The sequence below is a fragment of the Collimonas rhizosphaerae genome (assembly GCF_038896935.1).
Lineage (GTDB): Bacteria > Pseudomonadota > Gammaproteobacteria > Burkholderiales > Burkholderiaceae_D > Collimonas > Collimonas rhizosphaerae.
Genome location: NZ_JBANDC010000022.1, coordinates 22,217 through 39,058 on the forward strand (window position 1 = coordinate 22,217; position 16,842 = coordinate 39,058).

General features: G+C 62.4%; 15 protein-coding genes. 8 read left to right on the forward strand and 7 right to left on the reverse strand.

Translation table 11 applies throughout. The annotated features are described in order from the left end of the window. Positions 1-221 precede the first annotated feature (221 nt). A complete protein-coding gene (locus V8G57_RS22955; RefSeq protein ID WP_342831356.1) occupies positions 222-1,580 on the forward strand; it encodes a cation:proton antiporter in 1,359 nt (452 codons plus the stop codon). A 1-nt stretch (position 1,581) separates the two neighbouring features. Here the strand turns inward: V8G57_RS22955 and V8G57_RS22960 are convergent, their stop codons facing one another. The 5 genes from V8G57_RS22960 to V8G57_RS22980 all read right to left on the reverse strand — a co-directional run bounded on the left by V8G57_RS22960 (position 1,582) and on the right by V8G57_RS22980 (position 8,293). Then, positions 1,582-2,955 carry an LLM class flavin-dependent oxidoreductase gene (locus tag V8G57_RS22960; protein ID WP_342831357.1) on the reverse strand — a complete coding sequence of 458 codons (1,374 nt, stop codon included), beginning with the start codon at positions 2,953-2,955 and terminating at the stop codon, positions 1,582-1,584. Positions 2,956-2,963: 8 nt separating this feature from the next. Further along, on the reverse strand, positions 2,964-4,172 hold the full coding sequence (locus V8G57_RS22965; RefSeq protein WP_342831358.1) for an SfnB family sulfur acquisition oxidoreductase: 1,209 nt from the start codon (positions 4,170-4,172) through the stop codon (positions 2,964-2,966). A gap of 4 nt (positions 4,173-4,176) precedes the next feature. Then, positions 4,177-5,421, reverse strand: coding sequence for an SfnB family sulfur acquisition oxidoreductase (locus tag V8G57_RS22970; RefSeq protein ID WP_342831359.1), 1,245 nt, complete (start codon positions 5,419-5,421; stop codon positions 4,177-4,179). Positions 5,422-5,712: 291 nt separating this feature from the next. Next, positions 5,713-6,051: a P-II family nitrogen regulator gene (locus tag V8G57_RS22975; RefSeq protein ID WP_038487829.1), complete on the reverse strand. Its 339-nt coding sequence runs from the start codon at positions 6,049-6,051 to the stop codon at positions 5,713-5,715. Positions 6,052-6,241: 190 nt separating this feature from the next. Then, the gene (locus V8G57_RS22980) at positions 6,242-8,293 is read right to left on the reverse strand and encodes an NAD(+) synthase (RefSeq protein ID WP_425458322.1); all 2,052 of its coding nucleotides are present in this window, start codon (positions 8,291-8,293) and stop codon (positions 6,242-6,244) included. Between the two features lie 134 nt (positions 8,294-8,427). On the opposite strand from V8G57_RS22980, the gene V8G57_RS22985 reads away from it, so the two are divergent. After that, positions 8,428-9,612: a GNAT family N-acetyltransferase gene (locus tag V8G57_RS22985; protein ID WP_342831361.1), complete on the forward strand. Its 1,185-nt coding sequence runs from the start codon at positions 8,428-8,430 to the stop codon at positions 9,610-9,612. 20 nt (positions 9,613-9,632) lie between these two features. Further along, positions 9,633-10,514, forward strand: a complete 882-nt coding sequence (locus V8G57_RS22990; RefSeq protein ID WP_342831362.1) for an EamA family transporter — start codon at positions 9,633-9,635, stop codon at positions 10,512-10,514. A 6-nt stretch (positions 10,515-10,520) separates the two neighbouring features. Here the strand turns inward: V8G57_RS22990 and V8G57_RS22995 are convergent, their stop codons facing one another. After that, on the reverse strand, positions 10,521-11,426 hold the full coding sequence (locus V8G57_RS22995; protein WP_342831363.1) for a LysR family transcriptional regulator: 906 nt from the start codon (positions 11,424-11,426) through the stop codon (positions 10,521-10,523). 97 nt (positions 11,427-11,523) lie between these two features. Here V8G57_RS22995 and V8G57_RS23000 point away from each other — a divergent pair, with 97 nt between their 5' ends. Continuing rightward, positions 11,524-12,405, forward strand: a complete 882-nt coding sequence (locus V8G57_RS23000; protein WP_342831364.1) for an EamA family transporter — start codon at positions 11,524-11,526, stop codon at positions 12,403-12,405. 47 nt (positions 12,406-12,452) lie between these two features. Here the strand turns inward: V8G57_RS23000 and ppa are convergent, their stop codons facing one another. Further along, positions 12,453-12,992, reverse strand: a complete 540-nt coding sequence (ppa, locus tag V8G57_RS23005) for an inorganic diphosphatase (RefSeq protein WP_014006739.1) — start codon at positions 12,990-12,992, stop codon at positions 12,453-12,455. 207 nt (positions 12,993-13,199) lie between these two features. Here ppa and V8G57_RS23010 point away from each other — a divergent pair, with 207 nt between their 5' ends. The 4 genes from V8G57_RS23010 to cydB are packed head-to-tail and all read left to right on the forward strand — an operon-like array spanning position 13,200 to position 16,836. Continuing rightward, the gene (locus V8G57_RS23010; RefSeq protein WP_342831365.1) at positions 13,200-13,847 is read left to right on the forward strand and encodes a GbsR/MarR family transcriptional regulator; all 648 of its coding nucleotides are present in this window, start codon (positions 13,200-13,202) and stop codon (positions 13,845-13,847) included. 4 nt (positions 13,848-13,851) lie between these two features. After that, entirely contained in the window at positions 13,852-14,094 is a 243-nt protein-coding gene (cydP, locus tag V8G57_RS23015) for a cytochrome oxidase putative small subunit CydP (protein WP_092393324.1), read from the forward strand. Continuing rightward, positions 14,091-15,683, forward strand: coding sequence for a cytochrome ubiquinol oxidase subunit I (locus tag V8G57_RS23020; protein WP_092393321.1), 1,593 nt, complete (start codon positions 14,091-14,093; stop codon positions 15,681-15,683). Before cydP ends, V8G57_RS23020 begins: the two co-directional genes overlap by 4 nt. A gap of 10 nt (positions 15,684-15,693) precedes the next feature. Then, positions 15,694-16,836 (forward strand): cytochrome d ubiquinol oxidase subunit II, encoded by a 1,143-nt coding sequence (gene cydB, locus V8G57_RS23025; RefSeq protein ID WP_092393318.1) that lies wholly within the window; start codon positions 15,694-15,696, stop codon positions 16,834-16,836. Positions 16,837-16,842 lie beyond the last annotated feature (6 nt).

Sequence of the window (16,842 nt, forward strand, 5' to 3'; positions counted from 1 at the left end):
GCCCATGCTGCTCACGCAACGGTGTGGCGGCTGCCCGGCGTGCTCCATGCATTTGCCGGCGCGACAATTCCTTTCAATACAACAAACTGAACGATCCTCCACAGCGGCGCCGTGGCCGGTGGAAAGAACAGGCAACCCACTCCCCTCCCCACTCTGTTGGTTAGCGTACAGATCAAGCCGCGTCAGCTCCCCATACTGAGCGCTCTGGCGGGGGTTAATTCATGCGAGGAGGTCTTGCCATCGATCAATCAATCATCTGGTACCTGATCGTCGGCGCGCTGCTGTTGTCCATGGGCTTGATGGCGTCATTGCTGGATCGCCTGCCGGTCAGCCCGGCGATGTTCTACCTGCCTGTCGGCTACATCCTGGGACCGGCGGTGAGCGGCCTGATCAATGTCGCGCCGGACCAGCACGCCGAATTGCTGGCCACGCTGGCCAAGCTGGCATTGCTGCTGTCCCTGTTCACTGTCGGCCTGAAGCTGCGCATGCCGTTCCGCGACCGCATCTGGCGGCTGCCGCTGCGGCTGGGCGTGCTGGCGATGCTGGTCACGATTCCGCTGGTGGCGCTGGCCGGCATGTTCGTGTTCGGCCTGCCGCTGGGCGCCGCCATCCTGCTCGGCGGCATCCTGGCGCCGACCGACCCGGTGCTGGCCTCCGACGTCCAGATCAAGCATGTCAGCGACCGCGACCGCATCCGCTATAGCCTGACCGGCGAAGGCGGCCTCAACGACGGCACCGCGTTTCCATTCGTCATGCTGGGCTTGTCCTTGCTGGGCGTTCCCCTGGCTGCCGCTTATACCAATGACTATGCAATGCTGCATGTCGCCTGGGGCGTGGCCGCCGGACTGGTCGGCGGCTGGCTCTCCGGCTGGCTGCTGGGACGCCTGGTGGTCGGCTTGCGGCGGCGGTTCCGGCTAGCGCTGGGAATGGAAGAATTCCTTGGCATCGGCCTGATTGCGCTTTCCTATGGCGCAACGGAGGCGATCCATGGCATCGGCTTCCTGGCGGTGTTCGCCGCCGGCCTGGCGATGCGGCGCATCGAGTCGACCAACAGCGGCCTGCAGGGAGTCGATCCCAATCAGGCCCCGGCCGTGGCGCATGTGCCCCATGCGGGCGACAAGGAAGAGGTGGCGACCCATCCGGCCAAGGCTTCCGCCTACATGACGGAAACGGTGCTCGGCTTTAACATGCAGCTGGAACAGTTTGCCGAATTCCTGATGGTGACCCTGACCGGCATCCTGCTGTCGCACATCGGCTTTTCCGCTGCGGGAGCGCTGCTTGCGTTATTGCTGTTTTTTATCATCCGGCCGCTCTCGGTGGCGCTGGCGCTGACAGGCGCCAGCGTCACGCCCTTGCAGCGGCGCCTGCTGGCATGGTTCGGCATCAAGGGCATCGGCTCCCTGTACTACCTGATGTTCGCGCTGCAATATCCGTGGACCGCGCCCAATGGCTATCGTTCGCCGGCGCTGGCGCCGCATGTCAGCTCCATGGTGTTGACGGTGGTGGCGATGTCGATCGTCATGCACGGCATTTCCTCGACGCCGCTGATGGATATGTACCAGCGCCGCCGCCGGCGCTAAATCATGTCCGCACCGCTTGCCGGTAGCTTGCGGCCGGATGCCTGCCAGGCAAAACCGGCTGCCCGGCCTCGAACAGTTTTTCGCGCAGGGTCCCTGGCTCGTAGTCCAGCTTGTAAGAACCGCGCGCCTGCAGCTCGGGAATCACCAGGTTGACGAAATCTTCAAAACTCTCCGGCGCTACCGTGCGCGTCAGGTTGAAGCCGTCGATATCGGTATCCCTTACCCACGCCTCCAGCTGGTCCGCAACCTGCTGCGGCGAACCGACGATGGTCACGTAACGGCCGCCCAGCGCCAGCTGGTCCAGCAGCTTGCGCACAGTCCATCCGGCGTCGGCCGCCGTCACCGCCTTGGCGGAAGACTGGATCGCATTGCTGCTGGCCGGCTTGATGGCTTCGTCTATGCCGTACTTGGAAAAATCGAAACCGGTGCCGCTGGCAAAATGCGCCAGGCCGGCTTCCGGGTTGGCGTAGCGGTAGTATTCGGCATATTTTTCCCGTGCTTCGGCGGCGGTCGGCGCAACGATCACGGAAATGCCCATGAAGATTTTCAGGTCATGCCGGTAACGGCCGGCCAGTTGCGCCTGGTCGCGCAAATCGCTGACCAGCTTGCGCGTCGCCTCCGGTTTCTGGCTGGAGATGAACACGCATTCCGCATGGGCTGCGGCGAACTGCTGGCCGCGGTCCGAAGCGCCGGCCTGGTACAGCACCGGCGTGCGCTGCGGCGAGGGTTCGCTCAAGTGATAGCCGTCTACCTGGTAATGCTGGCCGCGATGCGCGATCCTGTGCACCTTGGCCGGATCCGCATACACCCGGCGCTGGCGGTCGCGCAGCACGGCGCCGTCCTCCCAGCTGCCCTCCCATAGTTTGTATAGCACCTGCATGAATTCTTCGGCGCGCTCGTAGCGCGCATCGTGCTCAGGCTGTTCGATCAGACCCATGGCGCGTGCGGCGCTGTCGAGGTAGCCGGTGACGATATTCCAGCCTATCCTGCCGCGCGTCAGGTGGTCCAGGGTCGACATGCGGCGCGCGAACAGGTACGGCGCTTCGTAAGTCAGGTTGACGGTGACGCCGAAACCGAGATGCCTGGTCACCGCAGCCATCGCCGACACCAGCAGCAGCGGATCGTTGACCGGCAGCTGTATCGATTCGCGCAAGGTCAGGTCAGCCGAGCCTTGGTAGACGTCGTAGACGCCGACGATGTCGGCCAGGAACAGGCCGTCGAACTTGCCGCGTTCCAGCAGCTGGGCCTGCTCGGTCCAGTATGCGATGCTGGTGTAGTCGCTGGAACGGTCGCGCGGATGGGTCCACAGGCCATGGTTGATATGCCCGACGCAGTTCATGTTGAACGCGTTGAGGCGGATTTGTTTCTTCGGCATGCTGTGGCTTAGATGGCGCCGTGGCGCGGTGGATTTTTATGGTTCAGGTAATAGTTGCCGACGGCATGGTATTTCCAGCGCACCGGATCGTGCAGCGTGTGGGTGCGCGCATTGCGCCAGTGCCGGTCGAGATTGTGCTCGGACAAGGTCGCCTGGGCGCCGGCCAGCTCGAACAGCTTGCTGCCGGCGGCCAGCGATATTTCCGTGGTCAGGACCCGTGCTTCGGCGACCGCGATCGAGGCGGCGGCGACGCTGTCGGCGTCCGGCGCTGCAGCGGCGCGGTCCACGGCCTCTCCGGCCAGTTCAAGCAGCGCTTCGGCGCCGGCCAGGCGCACCGCAAGGTCGCCAAACTCGCGCACGGTCAAAGGATCGTCTATCGCACGTTCGACCTTGCTGTCGATCCAGGCCCGCGAACGGGTGCGCACGAAGATGGCCGCATCGTGCAGCGCCGCCCGGGCGATGCCGACGTCGATCGCCGCATGCAGCAGTTGCGCCACAGGCCCGAGCGAGGTCGGACGTTCAAAGGCGCTCTGGAACGGCAGCACTTCCTCCGCCTCGACCCGGACATTGTCCAGCACCACCGAACCGCTGCCGGTAGTGCGCTGGCCGAAACCGGACCAGTCGTCGATCACGTTGACGCCGGCGGCGCCGCGTTTGACGATCGCCAGCTGCTGCACGCCGTCGTCGTCGATCACCGACACCGGGATGCGGTGCGCATACAGCGCGCCGGTTGCATAGAATTTGCGGCCGTTGATGCGGAAACCGTCGCCATCCTTGCCCAGGCGGGTGCGCCGTTCCTGCGAAGTGCGGGTGCCGAGTTCTGCCAGCGCATTGCCGAAACGTTCGCCTGCCAGGATCCGTTCAAAATAAAAACGCTTTTGCGTTTCGCTGCCGTTCACGCGCAGGATCTCGACCGCATAAAAATGATTTTGCGGAATCTGTCCGAGCGAGCCGTCAGCCGCGGCAATGGTGGCGATCACTTCCGCCAGCGTGGCGAACGAAACGCCGGCGCCGCCGTAGGCGCGCGGCACCGAAATCCCCCACAGGCCGGAGCGGGAGAACTGTTCCAGTTCATGCAGCGGCAACTGGCGCTGGCGGTCGCGCTGGCTGGCTTCCTTGACGAACGAGGCCGCCAGCGCGCGCGCCGCGGCGAGCGCCTGGATATCGTCGAGGATGTGCACCACCGGGCCGTCGGCGGATTTGATGGATGTAGTCATGGTCTCAGTTCCAGGAGTGGCGCGCAGGCGCGATGCCGTTCAGCAGGTAGTTGCCGATGGCGTGCAGCTTCCAGCGCACCGGATCGTGCAAGGTGTGGGTGCGCGCATTGCGCCAGTGCCGGTCCAGGTTATGTTCAGCCAGGGTGGCGGCGGAACCGGCCAGCTCGAACAGCTTTTCGCTGGCGTGCAAAGCGATCTCGGTCGTCAGTACCTTGGCCTTGGCGACAGCAATCGAGGCGCGCGCCGACGCTTCGGCATCGATCGTCACCGCGGCGACCTGGTCAAGCAGGCCGGCGGCTTTCGCCAGCAGCGCGTTGGCCGCATGCAGGCGGATCTTCAGGTCGCCGATATCGCGGATGACATAAGGATCGTCGCTGGCGCGCTCCACCCCGCTGTCGGCCCAGGGGCGGGAGCGGGTGCGCACGAAATGGATGGCGTCGTCGACCGCGGCTTCGGCGATGCCGGCGTCGATCGCCGCCTGGATCAGTTGCGAGACCGGACCTTGTATGCCGGCCTGCTCGGCTTGCCTATGCAGCGGCAATACGTTTTCAACCGCCACCGGCAGGTTATCCAGCAGCACCGTGCCGCTGGCGGTGGTGCGCTGGCCGAAGCCGGACCAGTCGTCGACGATGGTCAGGCCGGGCGTGCCGCGTCTGACGAATACCAGCACCACGCGCCCTTGTTCGTCGAGCGCCTTGACCGGCACCCAGTGCGCAAACAAGGCGCCGGTGGAATAGAATTTCTTGCCGTTCAGGCGATAACCGTTAGGCGTTTCCAGCAACCGTGCTTTCATCTCCAGGATGTTCTGGGTGCCGCGCTCCGGCCCGGCGTTGCCGATCCGCTGGCCGGCCAGCACGTCGGCGTAGATGCGCGTTTTCTGCGCGGCGTCAGCGCTTTGCGCGACCACGCCGAGGATGCCGAAATGGTTTTGCGGGATCTGCCCCAATGCCGGGTCGGCTGAGCACAGCACGCGGAACACTTCGGCCAGTGTACGGTAGGAAACCTCGGCGCCGCCGAATGCGCGCGGCACGCTGATGCCGCCCAGGCCGCTAGCTGAGAATTTTTCGATTTCCGCCCACGGCAAGCGCCGTTCGCGGTCGCGCTCGCTGGCGCCGCTGCGGAACTCGGCGGCCAATGCGCGCGCGATGTCCAACGCTTCCTGGTCGCTGCCGATGCGATGCGCCGGAAGGACCCGGGGTAACAGGTCGGCCTGGTTTTCTTCAATTGCGATTGTCGCGGTAGACGACATGGATCACCTCTTCTGTGGCGCTACACTACAACGCAACTCGTGATTGCGTCGTGTTGCGGAAGAGGAAACGATAGCTTGCGGGCGCAAGCCGCGTCCAATAAGAAAAACGTAAAAGAGTATGCGAAAAACGTTTTACCGGTTTTCACAAGCTGCGGCCTGGATCTGGCGGCAATGACGGAAATGGCTGGGTGAGCCTGGAGCCGCGGTCAGTCATCCATTACATCGAAGGACCGCGGCCAAGATACAGAATGGCGGAAAGGGAAGGCAGTAACGATTGCTACGCCGGAAGCATCAGACTGCGTCGGGGCCGGTTTCACCAGTGCGGATGCGGATTACCTGCTCGATATTGCGCACGAAGATCTTGCCGTCGCCGATCTTGCCGGTGCGCGCGGCCTTGATGATGGCGTCCACTGCGCGTTCGGTAAGGGCATCGTCGATCACCAGTTCGACTTTCACCTTGGGCAGGAAATCGACCACGTATTCGGCGCCGCGGTACAGCTCGGTATGGCCTTTCTGGCGGCCGAAGCCTTTTACTTCAGTCACGGTCAGGCCGGTGACGCCAACTTCGGCGAGGGCTTCACGCACCTCGTCCAGCTTGAAGGGTTTGATAACGGCGGTAATTTGCTTCATGACAACTCCTTTAGGCATTAAAACATAAATCTTTGCAGCGAACGCATCCCAGGCGGGACGCGTCCAGTTGAAGCGCAAGCTAGAAGAGTATATGAAAAACCCGGTTTGTCTATACGCCCAAATCAATAAGTGTATTTAAAACACAGTGCTTTGCACCGGGAATCCCGCATTGCCTGCGGCGCGCCGGCTGTCAGCCGGGAATATTGTCCAGGTCATCCAGCCAGACAGTCGCCTCCGAATCGCTCGGCGCGCGCCAGTCGCCGCGCGGAGACAGGGAGCCGCCGCTGCCGACCTTGGGTGCGTTGGGCACGCAGGAACGCTTGAACTGGCTGGTGCGGAAAAAGCGGTCGAGGAAAATCGCCAGGTTGCGCTTGATCGCCGCCAGGTCGTACTGGTTGCGGACCACCTTGGCGTCGTTAGGCCAGTTGCCCGCGCTCTTGTCTTGCCAGGCCGAGAGCGCCAGGAAAGCGACTTTCGACGGCGCAAACCCGTAGCGCAGGATGTAGTACAGGTTAAAGTCCTGCAACTCATACGGCCCGATGACGTTTTCCGTGATCTGCTCGGGCTTGCCGCTGGCCTTGCCAGGCACCAGTTCGGGGCTGATCTCGGTGTCCAGCACATTAAGCAACACGTCCGAACCCTGGCCGCCGATGGCGCCGGTCTCGGCCACCCAGCGCACCAGGTGGCTGATCAGGGTCTTCGGCACGCTGGCGTTGACGTTGTAGTGCGACATGTGGTCGCCCACGCCGTAGGTGCACCAGCCCAGCGCCAGCTCGCTCAGGTCGCCGGTGCCGATGACGATCGCGTTGTTGAAGTTGGCCAGGCGGAACAGATGGTTGGTGCGTTCGCCGGCCTGGACGTTCTCGAAGGTGATGTCGAACTGCTCCTGGCCGTCGGCATAAGGATGGCCCAGGTCTTTCAGCATCTGCAGGCAGCTCGGGCGGATATCGATTTCGGCTGCGCTGGCGCCGACCACTTGCATCAGCTGCCTGGCCTGCAGCAGGGTGCGCTCGCTGGTGGCGAAACCCGGCATGGTATAGGCCAGGATATTCGCGCGCGGCAGGTTCAGGCGGTCCATCGCCTTGGCGCAGACCAGCAAGGCGTGGGTCGAATCGAGCCCGCCCGAGACGCCGATCACCACCTTGGATATCTTGCTGGCGGACAGGCGCTGCACCAGCGCCTGCACCTGGATGTTGTAGACCTCGGTGCAGCGTTCGTCGCGCCGCTTGGGATCGGCAGGAACGTAAGGGAAACGCTCGACGGTGCGCGCCAGCGGCAAAGCCTTGTCGAGCGGCAGGGCCAGCTCGAAGCGGATCACCTCGAACCTGGCGACTTCGCCCGCATGGCGCCGCACCGACTGGCCGAAAGTAGTCTGGCGCATCCGCTCGCGCGACAAGCGTTCGAGGTCGACATCGGCAAAGATGGTGTGCGAGTCGTCCAGGAAACGCTCGGACTCCGCCAGCAGCTCGCCGTTTTCGTAGATCAGGCCCTGGCCGTCCCAGGCCAGGTCGGTCGACGATTCGCCCTTGCCCGCCGAGGTATACAGGTAGGCCGACAGGCAGCGCGCGGATTGCTGCGCGACCAGCTGGTGGCGGTAGCCCGCCTTGCCGACCACCACGTTGGAGGCGGACAGGTTGACCAGCACGCTGGCGCCGGCCAGCGCCGCAAACGACGATGGCGGAATCGGCACCCACACGTCTTCGCAAATCTCGACATGGAATTTCAGCAGCGGCAGGTTGCTGACTTCAAACAGCAATCCTGTGCCGAACGGAACGCTGGCGCCGAACAGTTCGACTTCGCTGGTTGCAGCATTTTCAGCCGGGCTGAACTGGCGCATTTCGTAGAATTCACCGTAGTTCGGCAGGTAGCTTTTCGGGACGATGCCCTGGATGCGGCCGCCTGCAATCACCACCGCGCAATTGAACAGCTGGTGGCCGACGCGTAAAGGCAGGCCGACGATCAGCGCCAGCGAGAGCGTGGCTGAAGCTTCAACCACCGTGGCCAATGCCGCTTCGCAGGCATCCAGCAGAGCGCGCTGGTGGAACAGGTCGTCGCAGGTATAGGCAGACAAACCCAGCTCCGGAAACGCTGCCAGCACGGCGCCTTGCTGTTCTGCCTGCCTGGCCAGCGCGATGGTCTCGGCGGCGTTGAAGGCGGGGTCGGCTATCCGGCATTTCGGGATGGCGACGGCGACGCGCGCGAAATCATGGGAGTAAAGGTTCAGAAATTTGTTGGTTGTCATCATTCTTCCTGCGCTCTGCTTGATTGGCCAATTATCGCATGCTAATGCCTTGCCCTTGGGCGCGTGCGGCAGAACGCCGGCGGCGGTGCTAAACTCATCGCTTTCGCCACCCACATTCACAGCTCGCCACGTCCTTGATTAACAAGACAACAACCAAGACCTCCACGCGCATTGTTTCATCCCTGAGCGAAGTCGGCCAGGCGGCATGGGACGGACTGCTGGCCTTGCAAGCCGACGCCAATCCCTTCCTGTCGTTCGCCTTCCTGCATGCCTTGCATGAAAGCGGCAGCGCCTCGGAAAAATCCGGCTGGCAGCCGCAATACCTGACCCTGTGGGAAGAAAGCAGTAACCCAGGCTGCAACCCGCCGCAGCTGATCGCAGCCCTGCCCCTGTACGTCAAATTCCACTCCTACGGCGAATACGTGTTCGACTGGGCCTGGGCCGACGCCTACCAGCGCAACGGCCTGGAGTATTACCCGAAACTGCTGTCGGCGATCCCGTTCACGCCGGTCACCGGCGGGCGCCTGCTGGCGCGCGACGAACCGGCGCGGGCGGCGCTGGTCGAGGTGCTGCGGTCCTTGCGCAAGGACACGCAGACCTCATCCACCCACATCCTCTATCCGCCCGCCGAACAGGCCGCGGCCCTGCAACAGGCAGGTTTCATGCTGCGCAGCGGGGTCCAGTTCCACTGGCTGAACCCGGGCTACCGCGACTTCACGGCGTTTCTCGATACGCTGGAACGCAAGAAGCGCAAGAACATCCTGGCCGAACGGCGCAAGGTAGCCGACGCCGGCGTGCGGCTGCGCCGGGTGCGCGGCACGGACGCGACCGAAGCGGACTGGATCTTCTTCAACCGCTGTTATGCGCAGACCTATGCCGAGCATCGCTCCACGCCTTACCTGAACCTGGATTTTTTCCTCAGGATAGGGGCCGGCATGCCGCAGAATATCCTGCTGATCGTGGCCGAACGCGACGGCCGGCCGATTGCCTCGTCGCTGCTGATCCATACCGGCCAGACCCTGTACGGCCGGTACTGGGGGGCGCTGGAGTTCGTGCCCTGCCTGCATTTTGAAACCGCCTATTACCAGCCGCTGGAATTCTGCATCGAGCAAAAGATTGCCTGCTTTGAAGGCGGCGCCCAGGGCGAACACAAGATGGCGCGCGGTTTCCTGCCGCAAAAGACCTGGTCGGCGCACTGGCTGGCCCACCCCGCTTTCGCCGATGCGGTGGCGAACTTCCTGGAACGCGAAGCCGACGGCATCGACAGCTATATGGATGAGCTGAATGACCGTAACCCCTTCCGCGCGGCTTCACTCTAACTTCCTCACGCCACACTGCCATGCAACCCACCGACATCCTGCTAGCCTTGCTGACCGTCACGATCTGGGGCATGAATTTCGTCGTGATCAAGATCGGCCTGGCAGGCTTGCCGCCGCTGCTGTTTTCCGCGCTGCGCTTCGTGTTTGCCGCGCTGCCGCTGGTGTTTTTCATCAAGCGGCCGCCGATTCCCTGGCGCTACCTGATCGGCTTCGGCCTGTTCCAGTTCGCCCTGCAGTTTTCCTTGCTGTTCTCGGGCATGCAGCTGGGCATAGGCGCCGGCCTGGCGTCGCTGGTGATCCAGCTGCAGGCGTTTTTCACGATCGGCCTGGCGGTGCTGCTGCTGGGCGAACGGCCGCTGCTGACGCAGTTGCTGGGCGCGCTAGTGGCGCTGGCCGGCATCGTGCTGGTGGCGACGCACCTGGAAGCGAAGGCCACCGTGATCGGCTTCCTGCTGGTGATCGGCGCCGGCCTGAGCTGGGCCAGCGCCAATATCGTCACCAAGAAAATCGGCAAGATCAATCCGCTGGCGCTGATGGCCTGGGGTTCGCTGATGGCGGCGCCGCCCTTGCTGCTGGCCTCGGCCTTGCTCGAAGGCCCGGCCGCCTGGCACAACGCCTTTGCCCGTTTCGGCTGGGTTTCAGTGGCGGCGGTGTTTTACCAGTCCTATCCGAACACCATCGTCGGCTACGGCATCTGGACTATCCTGATGCGCAAATACCCGGCCGCCACGGTGGCGCCGTTCTCGCTGCTGGTGCCGCTGGTGGGCATGCTGAGCGCCGCCGCCGTGCTGGATGAATCGCTGCAATGGTGGAAAATCGTCGCCGCCCTGCTGGTGCTGGCCGGCCTGGCCTTGAACCAGTTCGGCGGGCGCCTGCTGCTGGCGCTGAAGGCCAGGGCGTGAGACGTTTCAGGACGGCCGCTGCAAGCCCTGCTCTACCGCTTCCAGGAACAGCCTGACCTTGGACGACAGGTAGCGGTTCGGCAGGTAGATGCCGTACAGCCGGCGGCGCGGCAACGGCGCGTATTGCGGCAGCAGCTTGACCAGCTTCTTTTGCGCCAGGTCGGCGCCGATCATGTAGTCCGGCAGCAAGCCTATGCCCATCCCGCGCAGGATGCATTCGCGCAGCCAGACGCTGTTATTGCAGTTGATGTGCGGATCGATGCCGATTTCGTGGTGCTGCCCCGGCTTGCCGCCGATTTCCTCGAACTGCCACACGTCCTTGGCTGACATCACGTTGTCGGCCAGGCAGTCATAGGCCGGCAGTTCGGCCAGCGTCTGCGGCTGGCGGCGCGTGGCGAAATATCCGGCGCTGCCGACCACGCTCCAGTCGATCTGGTGCAGCAGGCGCGCATGCACATTCTCCGGCGGCGTGGTGGCGATGCGCAAGGCGACGTCGATGCCGCGCTCGGCCAGGTCGAAGAACAGGTCGGACAGCGTCAGCTCCAGTTCGATCTCCGGGTGCCGCCGCATGAAATCGCAGATGATGTCCGGCAGGCAGGCATTGGCGAAATTGGCCGGCGCCGTCACCCGCAAGATCCCCTGCGGCGAATCCTGGCGGCGCAATACCTCCTGCTCCGCTTCCGCCACATCCGACAGGATGGTCTTGCAGCGCCGGTAAAACAGTTCGCCGGCTTCGGTCAGGCTGAGGCTGCGCGTGGTCCGCTGCAGCAGGCGCACCCGCAGCTCGCGCTCCAGCGCGCTGACCTGTTTGCTGATGTGCGAATTGGACACTTCCAGCCGTGCCGCCGCAATCGAAAAGCTGCCGTGGTCCGCCACGGCGGCGAACGCCACCATTCTTTGCAAATCGATCATATTTTTTATAGAGAAACAATGATTTTATAAAAGCATCTTTAATCATCATACAGAAACAATAGACTTGCTTCATCCTTCCCTTACGGAGCAATTCAACATGCAACCTACCGACATCCTGCTTGCTGTACTGACCGTCTCCATCTGGGGCTTCAATTTCGTCGCGATCAAGATCGGCCTGCAAGGCTTGCCGCCTATCCTGTTTTGCGCATTGCGCTTTATCTTTGCCGCGCTGCCCCTGGTGTTTTTCATCAAGCGGCCGGCGATTCCCTGGCGCCTGCTGATCGCCTACGGCGGCTTGCAGTTTGCCGGCCAGTTTTCCTTGCTGTTCTACGGGATGAAGCTGGGATTTGCGCCGGGCCTGGCGTCGCTGGTGATGCAGCTGCAGGTTTTCTTCACGGTCGGACTGGCGGTTCTCATCCTCGGAGAACGGCCGCGCGCGGCGCAGGTTTCAGGCGCCCTGATCGCCTTTGCCGGCATGGGCCTGGTCGCCGCGCACCTGGACGGCGCCGCTACCGTCATCGGCTTCCTGCTGGTGGTGGGCGCCGGCCTCAGCTGGGCCGCCGCCAATATCGTCACCAAGCAGATCGGCAAGGTCAATCCGCTGGCGCTGGTGGCGTGGGGTTCGCTGCTGGCGGCGCCCGGCCTGCTGCTGGCCTCGCTGGCGATCGAAGGGCCGGCAGCCTGGCAGGATGCCGCCGCCCGCTTCAGCTGGATCTCGGCCGGCGCCGTGCTGTTCCAGTCTTATCCGACCACCATTCTCGGTTTCGCCATCTGGTCGACCCTGATGCGCAAATACCCGGCGGCCACGGTCGCTCCGTTTTCGCTGCTGGTGCCGGTGGCCGGCATGCTGAGCGCAAGCCTGGTGCTGGGCGAAGCGCTGCAGCCATGGAAAATCATGGCCGGGCTGCTGGTGCTGTGCGGTTTGCTGCTGAACCAGTTTGGCGGGCGCCTGATGCTGCTGGTGAAAGCGGCTAGGTAATAAAAAAAGCGCACCGGGGTGCGCTTTTTTATTAAACCCGGGACAAATTACGCCGCGACGGATTTCTTGTAAGACTCAACGCCAGACAAGATTTCCTTGCGCGCCTCATCCGGACCGAACCAGCCGTCGATCTTGACCCATTTGCCCTTTTCCAGGTCTTTGTAGTGCTCGAAGAAATGCTGGATCTGTTTCAGGCGCAGTTCATTCATGTCTTCCGGCTTTTGCCAGTGCGTGTAGATGCTCAGCACCTTGTCTACCGGCACCGCCAGCAGCTTGGCGTCTTGGCCGGCTTCGTCCGACATCTTCAAGACGCCGATCGGGCGGCAGCGCACTACCACGCCTGGGAACAGCGGGAACGGAGTGATCACCAGCACGTCGACCGGATCGCCGTCGTCCGACAAGGTTTGCGGGATATAGCCGTAGTTGCAAGGGTAATGCATGGCAGTACCCATGAAACGGTCGACAAAAATCGCGCCGGATTCCTTGTCGACTTCGTATTTGATCGGATCGGCATTCATCGGGATCTCGATGATGACGTTGAAATCGTTTGGCAAATCGCGCCCGGCCGATACTTGATTCAGACTCATGGTGTGCTCTCGTCAATAATTAAAAATTCGCTACAAAACCTTCTCAGCCTGAAATTATAACGGCTCAATGCCCTATCGTGCGATGCAACATCGACTTAGTTGCGGTAAAGACAGCGATTCGCCCGGATGGATAACCATAAGGCAACGACCTTGCACATCTTCCTGTTTTGACTTATATTTCAGTAATTACTGAAAACTCAAAACATCATGACGCCTCCCAACACCACCCCGCCCGCAAGCAGCCCGCTTACTCCCCTCACGCCGCTGACCCAGCGCTTCATCTCGCATTTCGGCGAAATGGGCAGCCGCTGGGGCATCAACCGCACCGTCGGCCAGATCTACGCCTTGCTGTATGTGCTAGGCCAGCCGCTGAACGCCGACCAGATTGCCGACTACCTGACCTTCTCGCGCTCGAACGTCAGCATGGGCCTGAAAGAACTGCAGTCCTGGCGCCTGGTCAAGCTGCTGCACCAGCCGGGAGACCGCCGCGAATATTTCGAGCCGCCCAAGGATATCTGGGACATTTTCAAGACCCTGCTGGAAGAACGCCGCCGGCGCGAGATCGAACCGACCCTGTCGATGCTGCGTGACGCCTTGCTGGAAAATCCCGCCAACGACACCGACAAACTGGCGCAACAGCGGATGCGCGAGATGTACAATCTGATCGAGCTGTCCAGTTCCTGGTTCGACGATGTGCAACGCCTGTCGCCGGAAACGCTGGCGTCGCTGATGAAGATGGGTTCCAAAGTCAAGAAACTGCTGGATGTGCGCGACAAGTTCCGCGTCGGCTCCGGCGGCAGCAAGAGCCACCACGATCACCCCGATGTGCAGCTGACGGTTCAGCTAAAGGAATAGACGCATGCAGTCTTTCTCCGCCAACAAAAGATTCACGCGGCTGCCGCTGGCAGTCGAGATCACCCTGATCCTGGTCGTTAAGATCGCCCTGCTGACGCTGCTCTGGAAAGCTTTCTTCTCCGAGCCGCAAACCAAGAAAATGCGCATGCCGACCAACCTGGTCGAACAGCATTTCCTGAGCCAGCCGCCCGCTGCACCTGCATCTTCCACACCCTCCCACCCTTCCCCTTCGGAGACCCGCCAATGATTCCTATTGATGAAGTCGTCGCCCTGTCCCGCCTGCAATTTGCGGCGACCGCGATGTTCCATTTCCTGTTCGTGCCGCTCACCCTGGGACTGGCCTGGATCCTGGTCATCATGGAGTCGGTGTACGTGATGACCGGCAGCCCTATCTATAAAGACATGACACGCTTCTGGGGCAAGCTGTTCGGCATCAACTTCGCCATGGGGATCGCCACCGGCATCACGCTGGAATTCCAGTTCGGCACCAACTGGTCCTACTATTCGCATTATGTCGGCGACATTTTCGGCACGCCGCTGGCGATCGAGGGCATGATGGCCTTCTTTCTCGAATCGACCTTCGTCGGCCTGTTCTTCTTCGGCTGGGACCGCCTGTCGCGGGTCCAGCATCTGCTGATCACTTTCCTGGTGGCGCTGGGTTCCAGCCTGTCGGCGCTGTGGATCCTGATCGCCAACGGCTGGATGAACAATCCGGTCGGCGCCGAATTCAACTATGAAACCATGCGCATGGAGCTGACCAGCATCGTCGACGTCATCTTCAATCCGGTGGCCCAGGTCAAGTTCGTGCACACCCTGTCGGCCGGCTACGTCGCCGCCTCCATGTTCGTGCTCGGCATCTCCGCCTTCTACCTGCTGAAAGGACGCGACACCGCGTTTGCCCTGCGTTCGTTCGCGATTGCCGCCGGCTTCGGCCTGGCGTCGACCCTGTCGGTGATCGTGCTGGGCGACGAATCCGGCTATACCGCCGGCGAAGTCAACAAGGTCAAGATGGCGGCCATGGAAGCCGAATGGCATACCGAACCGGCGCCGGCCGGCATCACCGTGTTCGGCTGGCCGAACGAGAAAGAGCAGCGCACCGATTTTGCCTTCAAGATTCCCTATGTGCTGGGCCTGATCGGCACCCGCTCGGTGGACAAGCAGATCAGCGGCATCCATGACCTGAAAAAAGAACACGAAGTACGCATCCGCAACGGCATGCTGGCGTATGCCGCCCTGACCCGCCTCAAGGGCGGCGACAAGTCGCCGCAGGCGATTGCCGATTTCGACAAGCTGAAACACGATCTCGGCTACGGTTTGCTGCTGAAAAAATACACGCCGAAGGTAGTCGATGCTACGCCTGAGCAGATCGCCATGGCGGTCAACGACACGTTTCCCAAGATCGCGCCGATGTTCTGGTCGTTCCGCCTGATGGTCGGCCTCGGCATCCTGTTCCTGTTCATTTTCTCTTGCTCTTTCTACTTCCTGATCCGCAAGAAACTGGCCCGGCAGCGCTGGCTGCTGCGGCTGGCGATGTACAGCATTCCGCTGCCGTGGGTCGCAATCGAACTCGGCTGGCTGCTGGCCGAATACGGCCGCCAGCCATGGACCATCTCGGGCGTGCTGCCGACCCACCTGTCGGCCTCGACCCTGCAGCCTGGCAGCCTGTATTTCAGCCTGGCCGGTTTCCTCGGCTTCTACAGCTTCCTGTTCGTCATTGAAATGATACTGATGGTGAAGTACGCACGGCGCGGCCCAAGCAGCCTGCATACCGGCAAATACCATTGGGAATTGCTGGACAAGCCCAGCGCCAGCCACGACCACACCGCCAAGGCCTAAGGGGAACAGCATGATCTTTGACTATGAAACACTGAAAGTGATCTGGTGGGGTTTCGTCGGCGTATTGCTGATCGGCTTCGCCCTGACCGACGGCTTCGATTTCGGGGTCGGCATGCTGCTGCCTTTCATCGGCAAGACCGACGGCGAACGGCGCGTCATCATCAATTCCATCGGCAGCACCTGGGAAGGCAACCAGACCTGGTTCATCACCGCCGGCGGCGCCATCTTCGCGGCCTGGCCGCTGGTGTACGGCGCTGCGTTTTCCGGCTTTTACGTAGCGCTGATGCTGCTGCTGTTCTCGCTGTTCTTCCGCCCGGTCGGCTTCGATTACCGCAGCAAGGTGGCCGATACCCGTTGGCGCAACGCCTGGGACTGGGGCCTGTTCGCCGGCGGGTTCGTGCCGCCGCTGATTTTCGGCGTGGCGTTCGGCAACCTGTTCCTCGGCGTGCCTTTCCACTACGACGACACCATGCGGGTCGAATATACCGGCAACTTCTTCCAGCTGCTCAATCCGTTCGGACTGCTGGCCGGCCTGCTGAGCGTGTCCATGCTGCTGATGCACGGCGCCGCCTACCTGCAAGTCAAGACCGACGATGTGATCGCCCAGCGCGCCCGCGGCGTCGCCAGAATCGCCGGCCTGGCCACCGCCGCGCTGTTCATCGCCGGCGGTTTCTGGGTCGCCTACGGCATCCACGGCTATCGCATCAGCGCCATGCCGGACATGAACACCGCCTTCATGCCGACCGCAAAAACCGTGGTTACCGTCGCCGGCGCCTGGTTCGACAACTATGCGCGCTGGCCGGCAACCTGGGCATTGCCGATCGTGGCGGTCGCCGCGGCTTTGCTGTGCACGGCATTCAGCAGCGCCGGCAAGTCCATGGCGGCCTTCCTGTCCAGCGGAATCAGCGTCACCGCCGTGATCCTGACCGCAGGCGCTTCGCTGTTCCCGTTCATCATGCCGTCCTCGCTCGACCCCGGCAGCAGCCTCACCATCTGGGATGCCGTATCGAGCCACAAGACGCTGGGCATCATGTTCTGGGTGGTGGTGATCATGCTGCCTATCATCATGCTGTACACCACTTGGGTGTACCGGGTCATGCGCGGCAAGGTCACCCTCAAGCATATCGAAGACAACGAGCACACCGCTTACTGACCGGAC